10 protein-coding genes and 2 tRNA genes are annotated in these 9,153 nt (G+C 47.5%); 9 read left to right on the forward strand and 3 right to left on the reverse strand.

Going from position 1 to position 9,153, the window contains the following annotated elements:
• Positions 1-64: 64 nt before the first annotated feature.
• From HA494_01800 to HA494_01815, 4 genes are all read left to right on the forward strand, one after another.
• Positions 65-211: a hypothetical protein gene (locus HA494_01800; GenBank protein ID NHV96514.1), complete on the forward strand. Its 147-nt coding sequence runs from the start codon at positions 65-67 to the stop codon at positions 209-211.
• A 150-nt stretch (positions 212-361) separates the two neighbouring features.
• A complete protein-coding gene (locus HA494_01805; GenBank protein NHV96515.1) occupies positions 362-1,117 on the forward strand; it encodes a hypothetical protein in 756 nt (251 codons plus the stop codon).
• A 65-nt stretch (positions 1,118-1,182) separates the two neighbouring features.
• Entirely contained in the window at positions 1,183-2,322 is a 1,140-nt protein-coding gene (locus HA494_01810; GenBank protein NHV96516.1) for a molybdopterin-dependent oxidoreductase, read from the forward strand.
• A gap of 4 nt (positions 2,323-2,326) precedes the next feature.
• Positions 2,327-3,337 (forward strand): molybdopterin-dependent oxidoreductase, encoded by a 1,011-nt coding sequence (locus HA494_01815; protein NHV96517.1) that lies wholly within the window; start codon positions 2,327-2,329, stop codon positions 3,335-3,337.
• A 97-nt stretch (positions 3,338-3,434) separates the two neighbouring features.
• Here HA494_01815 and HA494_01820 read toward each other — a convergent pair.
• A tRNA-Arg gene (locus HA494_01820) sits at positions 3,435-3,543 on the reverse strand.
• A gap of 75 nt (positions 3,544-3,618) precedes the next feature.
• Between HA494_01820 and HA494_01825 the strand changes: the two genes are divergently transcribed.
• Positions 3,619-4,344: a phosphoglycolate phosphatase gene (locus HA494_01825; protein NHV96518.1), complete on the forward strand. Its 726-nt coding sequence runs from the start codon at positions 3,619-3,621 to the stop codon at positions 4,342-4,344.
• Entirely contained in the window at positions 4,341-6,245 is a 1,905-nt protein-coding gene (locus tag HA494_01830; GenBank protein ID NHV96519.1) for an arginine--tRNA ligase, read from the forward strand. The genes HA494_01825 and HA494_01830 overlap by 4 nt, the downstream gene beginning before the upstream one ends.
• Before the next feature lie 7 nt (positions 6,246-6,252).
• On the opposite strand, the gene HA494_01835 is transcribed toward HA494_01830, so the two are convergent.
• Entirely contained in the window at positions 6,253-7,452 is a 1,200-nt protein-coding gene (locus HA494_01835; GenBank protein ID NHV96520.1) for an aminotransferase class I/II-fold pyridoxal phosphate-dependent enzyme, read from the reverse strand.
• A gap of 98 nt (positions 7,453-7,550) precedes the next feature.
• On the opposite strand from HA494_01835, the gene HA494_01840 reads away from it, so the two are divergent.
• Positions 7,551-7,662, forward strand: a tRNA-Gln gene (locus tag HA494_01840).
• Positions 7,663-7,708: 46 nt separating this feature from the next.
• On the opposite strand, the gene HA494_01845 is transcribed toward HA494_01840, so the two are convergent.
• Complete coding sequence (locus HA494_01845) at positions 7,709-8,062, reverse strand: iron-molybdenum cofactor biosynthesis protein (protein NHV96521.1); 354 nt, start codon at positions 8,060-8,062, stop codon at positions 7,709-7,711.
• Positions 8,063-8,101: 39 nt separating this feature from the next.
• Between HA494_01845 and HA494_01850 the strand changes: the two genes are divergently transcribed.
• Both HA494_01850 and HA494_01855 read left to right on the forward strand, forming a co-directional pair.
• Entirely contained in the window at positions 8,102-8,389 is a 288-nt protein-coding gene (locus HA494_01850; protein ID NHV96522.1) for a DUF134 domain-containing protein, read from the forward strand.
• Between the two features lie 301 nt (positions 8,390-8,690).
• On the forward strand, positions 8,691-9,153 hold a 463-nt coding region (locus HA494_01855), incomplete at its 3' end, for an oligosaccharide flippase family protein (protein ID NHV96523.1).

Below are 9,153 nucleotides of genomic sequence, written 5' to 3' on the forward strand. Positions count from 1 at the left end.
GAGCTTTGAGGCGCCTAACTCTTGGAACTTTAGTGAAAATACCGATCTTAGCGAGGTTCTTCTGGTGGCGAGGAAGCTGCGGAAGGGTGAGAAGCAGACGCATACCGTCTTTGCTAATTTGTGGAGGAAGCCTTCAAACGAAACTGAGTCGATTTATGTAGGTAGGCAGCTCAGAGATCTATATGATAGTGCTAGATTATATGATAGATAGAGAATACCAACTGATAGTGCTAGATTATATGATATAGAGAATACCAACGCTTCCCCGTATCATCTTAGGCTTCAGGGGAGGAAGGTTGGTGAAGCCTACTCAGCCAAACTTGCTGAGGCGAACTTTGGGGTTTACAACATCCTTTCACAGATGGAGCTTAATAGAACGATACTTCTACTGAGAAGAGGGCTTATCTACCTACCAAATGAAGGCATCGTAGCCAAGAAGATCCCCCTAACCACCCTCCCCAATTTAGGAGCAGAAATAGGACCAGATGTGCGTCAGATACACTCAACCTTCACAGTAAGCAAACCGATAACCCCCTCGCTCTATAAGGCATTCTGGGGCTATGACTCAAGCACCATCAAAATCATCCCACAGAAACCAAACGTATCCCTAGAACCGAAGAACGCTGAGCAAGCACGAAACCTATGGAAGAAACGTGGAAGACTCCTAGTAGTTGAAAGAGGTTGGTTGAGCACCTACACCGCCCTAGCCGTATACTTAGATGAAGAGGTCTTATCAAACGTCTGGTGGCCCATCAAAGTCGATGACGACGTAGCCAAGATCCTCGCTGTGTGGTTAAACTCAACATTCGGCATCCTGCTCCTACTCTCAATAGCGGAAGTAACTCGAGGCCCATGGGTGAAATTTAAGAAGGATATGCTTTCAGATATGCCTATACTCGACATAAACGCTCTAACAAACAAAGATAAGAAACACATCATCCAACTCTTCGACGAAAAGATCCGCAACCTACAACTAAAACCCCTACCAGAAGAATTCGCCAACCCAGAGGCTAGAAGAGTCATCGACGAAGCAATAAGCGAAGCACTCAACCTCAAAATAAAACTAGACACCATCTACAACCTACTCTCAAACGAACCCATGCTTAAAGGCAGATAACCCCATCAACCTCCAACAAAACACATAACTAAAAGAACATCACCACACATCCCCAAGGTGTTCACTTGAAAAAGATTGTAAGAACCGTATGCGGAGGCTGCATGAGCGAATGCGGCGCCCTAGTGCACGTTGAAGATGGAAGAGCGGTCAAAATAGAAGGAGACCCAAACCACCCCTTAAACGCCGGATATATGTGCCCAAAAGGGCTGTCCTTTCTGCAACTACAATACCACCCAGACAGACTCAAGCATCCCCTTAAGAGAATAGGCGCTAAAGGAGCTGGCAAATGGCAACAAATAACGTGGGAAGAAGCATTAAACGAAATAAGCAGCGAACTCTCAAGAATAAGAGATCAATACGGCCCTGAAGCCATAGCGGTCTCATACGGAACCTACCCAAAACGAGTAGCCATAGGGCTAAGCATATTCCTAGCAGCCCTAGGCTCACCCAACCAACTCATCGGAAACTGCCACTACTGCTACACACCACACCTAATAGCCGACCTACTCACCTGCGGAGAAGTCTACACCTGCGAACTAGGAGTCCCAGATTACAAAAAAAGCAGATGCATACTCCTCTGGGGCTTCAACCCACTACACACCTACCCACCACTAGGCAGAAAGATCGTCGAAGCTAAAAGAAAAGGCTCAAAGCTCATAGTCATAGACCCCCGCCACACAGAACTAGCATCCATGGCTGATCTATGGCTACAGATACGACCAGGCACAGACGGCGCATTAGCCCTCGGAATGCTCAACATCATAATAAACAAAGGGCTCTACGACTCCAACTTCGTAAACAACTGGTGCTACGGGTTCGACAAACTCGCTGAGAGAGTAAAAGAATACACACCTGAAAAGGTCGAAAAGATCACCTGGATACCTAAAGAGGACATAATCAAAGCAGCCGAACTCTACGCAACCTCAAAACCAGCATCACTCCAATCCCACCTCGGAGTCTCAATGAGCTACAACTCCGTGCAAGCAAGCAGAGCCCTATCAATCCTCGTAGCAATAACAGGCAACCTCGACATAAAAGGAGGAGCCGAACTACCAAACTACCCAATAAAACTAACCTACATGAACATAAAGAAACACCTCCGCCTAAACAAAGAAATCGAAAAAAGAACCATAGGCGCCAACACCTACCCCCTCCTCTCAGGACCAAACTCATTCAGATGCCTCACACCCCCCAAGCGTCTTTGAAGCCATGCTAACAGGCAAACCATACCCAATCAAAGCACTAATCCTAACCTCAAATCTAGCAGTGAGCTTCGAAGACAGCAAAACAGTTGTTAAAGCCCTAAAAAATCTAGAGCTACTAGTCGTCATGGACTTCTTCATGACACCCTCAGCCGAGCTCGCAGATTACGTCCTACCATCAGCAACATACTTGGAGTGCGACGATATATGCGATGCCTTCACATACACAAATTTCATCGCCGCACGCCAAAAAGCCATAGAACCAGTAGGTGAATGCAGAGACGACAACGAAGTCCTCTTCGAGCTCATAAGAAGGATGGGGCTCAAAACACCCTTCCCAGTAACAACATACCGAGAATTTCTAGACTACCGCTTGAAAGAATTAGGCATAACCTTCGACGAATTCAAAGAAAAAAAATACGTATTCTCCAACGATGTTGAAAGAAGATACGAAAAAGGGATGCTAAGAGAGGATGGCAAACCAGGCTTCAAAACACCCACAGGCAAATGCGAGCTATACTCAACACTACTAGAAAGATTCGGCTACGATCCACTACCAAACTACGTTGAACCACCCGAAAGCCCATACTCCACACCAGACCTAGCAAAAGAATACCCGCTCATCCTCATAACTGGCGCTAGACACATATCCTCCTACCAGACCATGGGTCACAACATCCCACGCCTACGAGAGCTACTCCCGAACCCAATAGTAGAAATACACCCTGAAACCGCAGCGAAGCTCAACATCAAAAACGGCGACTGGGTCTACATACAAACACCAGCAAGCAGCGAAAAAGTGAAGATGCAAGCAGTGCTCACACGAGGCATCCACCCACAAGTCGTCTCAGCACAAGCCCTATGGTGGTATCCAGAAGGCGAAACCTACGAAAAAAGAGCCTACGAACCAAACATAAACGTGATAATCCCCCTAAAGCCCCCCTACGGCTACGAACCCATAGTCGGAACAAACGTGATGAGAGGAAAGCTATGCAAAATCAGCAAAGCTGAGGACTAAACAAACAGCGAAGAAAACCTCTACAACCAACACAAATCTACATAACGACACCACAAAGTCAATAGCAAACAAAACAAACAACTAACCCAATCAGATGCGGGCCCGCGGGGATTCGAACCCCGGATCTCCGGCTAACCCCTCTCTCTTTTGAACCGGAGGCCAGCGCCTTGGTCCACTCTAGGCTGAACTTACTAGGCCACGGGCCCTCAGCCTTTACATGCTCTGAAGGCTCTGTTATAACCTTATCAAAAAGATGATATACCATGATCTTTAACCGTGAGATAGAAGCATTGAACCCGAAGGCTTTCGCTGTCGATGTAGATGGCACGATCACCGAGGATGGTGGTGTTGTCAATCTAGAGGCTGTTTTCGCGCTAAGGTGGATGGAGAAGTTTGGTCTACGCGTAATCTTAACTAGCGGCAGAACCCCGCTCGAGCTCTTCGCCTTAGCAATCTACCTAGGCACCACCAGAGTTATCGTTGGTGAAAACGGTGGTGTAGTAGCAATCTCCCCGACCACGATGGCTCTCTTAGCGGATAGATCCGTCTGCTTAGAAGCCTATGAAATCCTATCTAGAAGCATAGAAGGTGTTAAGATCAAACCCGTCTTCCCAAGGTTCACAGATGTTGTGCTCGAGAGGAGCTTTGACATCGAAGCTGGAAGAAGGGTGATAGAGCAGCATAACCTACCTGTGCAGCTGAACGACTCAAAGTACGCCTACCACATAAACCAAAGGGAGGTAAGCAAGGCGACTGGGTTGATGGTAGCATTAAAGCACCTCACCATAGATCCTGAGGATACCATAGCAATAGGGGACAGCGAAACAGACATACCCATGTTCAAACTCTGCGGCTACAGCATAGCCCTAGCCAACGCACCAACAGAAGCGAAGCTCGCAGCAAAACACGTCACAAAAAGCGAAAACGGCGAAGGGCTGGTAGAAGCCCTCAACCACGTCGCAGAAGAGTTCTTTAAAGTGAAGATAGATAGGTTCAACCAAGATTGAGCTTCCGAGAGTTCAAAGAGCAAGCTAAGAGCACTGTGGAAGAAGCGCTGAAGAAACTAGACTACCCTACAGTAGAATTCAACATCAGCGAACCCCCTGAAGAACAATATGGAGACCTCGCAGCCAACACAGCCTTCACCCTAGCCAAACATCTGAGAAGACCACCCCTAGAGGTGGCCAAGAAGATAGTCTCAGAAATAAAACTCAGCGAAGACAGCCTAATTGAGAGTGTAACAGCAGATCCACCCGGCTACATCAACTTCAAACTAAACTACAACCTCTTAGCTGAAAAGCTTCTCCCAAACCTGAGAAGCAGCGAGCAGGTCAAGCCAATTAATATAGGAAGAGGGATTAAAGTTACGGTCGAACACACGAGCGTCAACCCAAACAAGGCGCTTCACGTAGGGCATCTAAGAAACGTGGCTATAGGCGATGTGATCTACAGGTTGCTCAAACACAGCGGCTACGATGTGAAGGTTCTGAACTACATAGACGATTCTGGCGCCCAAGTAGCTGATGTAATCGTCGGCTTCCTATACTGCAACTTTAAACCAGAAGCACCCCAAGGAGAAAAGTTCGACCACTACTGCGGCGACACCGTCTACGTAAAGGTGAACGAAATGTATGAGCAGAACCCAGCGCTCCTAGAGAAGCAGAAACAAGTTCTAAAAGAGTTAGAGGATCAGAACAGCGAAGTATCACGTCTAGCGAAGAAGATTACCACTAAGATCGTAGAGGAGCAGCTGAAGACCTGCTGGAGGTTCGGAGCAAGATACGACTGCCTCAACTTCGAATCACACATAATCCACTCCAGACTCTGGGAAAGGTTATTCGAGGAGTTAAAGAGGAGAGGCATAGTCAAGTTCGTTAAGGAGGGTAGGCTCAAAGGGTGTTGGATAGTCGAAGTAGAGGGCGAGGAGGAAGGTGAGGAGAAGGTTCTGGTTAGGGCTGATGGCACAGCAACCTACGTAGCCAAGGACATACCGTATGCAGCCTGGAAGCTCGGCTTAGTCGACGACCCCTTCCTCTATATAGAGTATGTGAAGCAGCCTGATGGAACAACCCTCTGGGCGACAGACTTGGCTCAAGGCTGTGTGAAACAGGACTTCTATGGTGCGGAGAAGAGCATCGTGGTTATAGATGTGAGGCAGAGTAGGCTTCAGAGAATCATCAAATCTATACTTAAGCAGATCGCAGGCGAAACTGTGGAGGAGCGTTACGTGCACCTAGGGTATGCAGTTGTCTCACTCTCACCACAGACAGCAAAAGAGATGGGTTTCACAGAGGAAGAGCGCCTCCTCCACATGTCTGGCAGAAAAGGGATCTACTTGAACGCTGATGATGTATTAGATACTCTCAAGAAGAAGGCGTTAGAAGAGACGATAAAGCGAAACCCTGGGGAGAATTTGAAGTGGTGTGAGAGGGTTTCGGAAAGTATAGCCGTAGCAGCCCTCAGATTCGACCTACTCAAACAAGATCTGGATAAGATAGTCGTCTTCGACCTGAACAAAGCGCTGAGGCTTGAAGGAGATACAGGACCCTACATACTCTACTCCTACGTCAGAGCCAGCCGGATACTTGAGAAGGCTTCTGCAGAGGGCCTAACCCCCTCAACCTCCAAGCCAACTATCACACAGCCATCGGAGAAGAAGCTGCTCAAAGAACTCTCGAAGTTCGACCTAGTAGTTGAAGAGGCTGTAAAGACCCTTTCACCCAAGACACTAGCTAAGTACGCAATAGAGCTAGCAACACTATTCAACAACTTCTATGAGAGCGCACCTGTTTTGAGCTGCTCTGACGAGGAGGTTAGAGCTAGTAGGCTTATGCTGGTAACAGCGTTTAAAGCGGTTTTAGGTAAGACGATGGATCTGCTGGGTCTACCTGTGGTTGAGCGGATGTAGTGTAGCGCTACCTGTGCCTCGCTTTTATGAAGCCTCTGATCTTCTCAAAAGCCTCCTCTAACACCTCTAGAGGTGGTAGAAAGACCATTCGGAAGTGGTCTGAGCCATACTCTTCGCCGAAGCCTGAGCCGTGCACCAGTGTAACACCGGTCTCCTTCAAAAGATCGAGCACAAACTCTTTATCAGAAGACCATCTTGTGCCTCTGAGGTTTATCTTCGGGAAGAGGTAGAAGGCTCCTTTTGGTGTGGCTGCACTCATCAGCTCTATCTCTTGAATAGCCTTTAAACAGTAGTCTCTCCTCTCCTTAAGCTTCCTAATCATGTCTTGAATATGGTCTCTAGGTCCTTTTAGTGCCGCTACACCAGCCTTCTGGACCGGTGTGTTGGGGCAGAGCCTAACCCTAGCCAGCCTCAGAAGCCCCTCCTTAACCTCTTTTAGCTTCGTTTCCCCGTCTTTAAGGTAGATGTAGCCTAGCCTCCAGCCGGTCATTAGATGAGCCTTCGAGAAGCCGTTTAAACCGATCAGATTGACATCTTTGGCCAAGGACGCTGCTGGTGTGAAGCTGCTCTCAAAGATTATTTCATCGTAGATTTCATCAGCTATAAGGATAAGGTTGTTTTCAGCAGCTATCTGAACGACTTCTCTAACCACTTTGGCGTCGTAAAGTGCGCCCGTAGGATTATTTGGGTTGATAAGTAGAATCGCCTTCGTACGCTTACTTAACCTGCTTCTGAGGTGTTCTAAGTCAGGAGCCCAGCCCTCCTCCTCTACTGTGCGGTAGGCTACCGCCTTACCACCATAGAACCTTATGTAAGCGTTGTAGCTTGGGTAGCCTGGTGAAGGTACTAGGATTTCGTCGCCAGCTTCAACCAAGACCCCTGTCAGCATCTGTATACCCTCAGATATCCCGTTTGTGATTATAACATCGTCCTCAGATATTTCGCCACCCATCTTATTTAACCGCTCAGCTATCGCCTTACGCAGCTCAGGCAGCCCCTCAGAAGGCCCATACATGTTATGGTCTTCTTGAACCGCCTTTATCAGAGCATCCTTGATGTGCTGAGGCGTCTTAAAGTCGAATTTAACGGGATCACCTATATTAAGAGGTATAATCTTCACACCAGATTTAGAGAGCTTGGCAGCCAACGCAGCGACCTCTCTGATAGCGTACTCAACTTCACCCACTCTAGCAGCTACACTCACCAAACCAACCACACCTAAGCCTATACACCCCACTACTATAAGCCTACCGAATCAATCCAAGGAAAAGGTCAAAAACCCAGATCAACCAACTATAAGAAGGCAGCCCGGTCGTCTAGCGGCCAACCCAAAGGGCTAGGGATACCGGCCTCTGGATCCCAAATGGGTAAGAGGGGTTAGCCGGTGACGGCAGTTCGAATCTGCCCCGGGCTACCAACCTACCTCCGCTTTCACATCTTTCTTGTTGCTGCTCCTACATAGCTTAGTGGAGTTTGTCCTTTCTATCAACAAGTTCTCCTTTAAGATAGGCTTCTAATGCTTCTTCGACATTAGGTTTGTCGGTTACTATTGGTTTGATCCCGTTAGCCCTAAAGTCTTCGTATATTCTCCAACCCATGCCGAAGCTGATCACTGCCTCACAATCTTTTATGCTGCTGATCATAGATCTATGGTCGCATTCACCGTGCCTCATTCCTCCACCAGCTACCCTCCTCAACTCCTTATTCTTTATCCTCCCATCCTCTACTTCCACAACTAGGAAAGATCTGGCTCTACCTAAGTGTGGGCTTATCGTCATACCATCATCTGTTGCTATTGCTATCTTCACTTCCCCCACCAGATACACTTATATAGTTATGAATATTTATTCTTTATGATGCCTAGACCAAGGTGCTGCAGAAGGATTTCCATCACACCTAGAGTCCTCTACTATAAGCCAAAAGGTATACCACTAATAGATTTAGATGAGGTGGTTATCGCAGCAGACGAATTAGAAGCCTTACGGTTATCCGATCTTTTGGGCCTAGAGCAGACGAAGGCTGCGGAGCAGATGGGCATCTCACAGCCAACCCTAAACAGAATCTTAACAGCAGCCCGCAAGAAGATCGCAGACGCCTTGGTCAACGGCAAAGCTATCCGAATCGAAAGGGAGGTGAGATGTTAAGTGAGATATGGTAGAACAGAGGCGAAAAGGAAGTTCAAGTGCTAGGAGTGCAACCACACTTGGGACGAACCTTATGGAACAGGAAGACCAAGAAACTGCCCCAAGTGCGGCAGCACAAACATCCATAGAGCGCCTGAAGACCGTGGATATACGAGACGAGCAAATCTTCTAGCAGTTAATGCTCAACATCTAATGTACGTTTATAGAATCGATAATCCGCATTTTCTGTTTTTCCCAATAGCGAGTAAATACCTTTATGTTGCCTTATTTGTAAGGTGATCAGATCGGTTTGGGGTAGATTATGTCCGGCAGCATCAGAGATATTATGGAGGATTTCGCTAAAGGCGGCTTCACACTCTTTATCGGAAATAGCGCCGCATCAATCATATTGGCGGTAGGCTCCATCATCGTAGCTAGGCTCATCGGGCCCGAAGGGTTGGGGCTGTATGCGCTCTCACTCACCATCCCCTCGATCCTCGTAGGTCTCATAGACCTCGGGATAAACCCTGCTGTAACCTACTATTCAGCCAAGCTTAGGGTTGAGGGTAGATTAGAGCTACTCTCTAAGACGCTCAAAGCAGCGTACATCAATAGGGTAAGCGTAGGGCTTTTGGTTACGGTTGTCTTTTTCTTCTACTCCAACCACATATCATCTTTTCTAAATAGACCTGAAGCTTCCACACTAATCCAGATCTCATCGCTGCTGATCATTGCGCAGTCACTCTTTAACCTAAATAACTCCGCTTTTTTAGGGCTTGAAAAAA

Source organism: Nitrososphaerota archaeon (assembly GCA_011605775.1).
GTDB lineage: Archaea > Thermoproteota > Nitrososphaeria > Nitrososphaerales > JAAOZN01 > JAAOZN01.

Bases quoted from the DNA above. Each gene is read 5' to 3' on its own strand.
- HA494_01805 (NHV96515.1), top strand. From the start codon at position 362: ATGGAGCTTAATAGAACGATACTTCTACTGAGAAGAGGGCTTATCTAC.
- HA494_01815 (NHV96517.1), top strand. From the start codon at position 2,327: ATGCTAACAGGCAAACCATACCCAATCAAAGCACTAATCCTAACCTCA.
- HA494_01850 (NHV96522.1), top strand. From the start codon at position 8,102: ATGCCTAGACCAAGGTGCTGCAGAAGGATTTCCATCACACCTAGAGTC.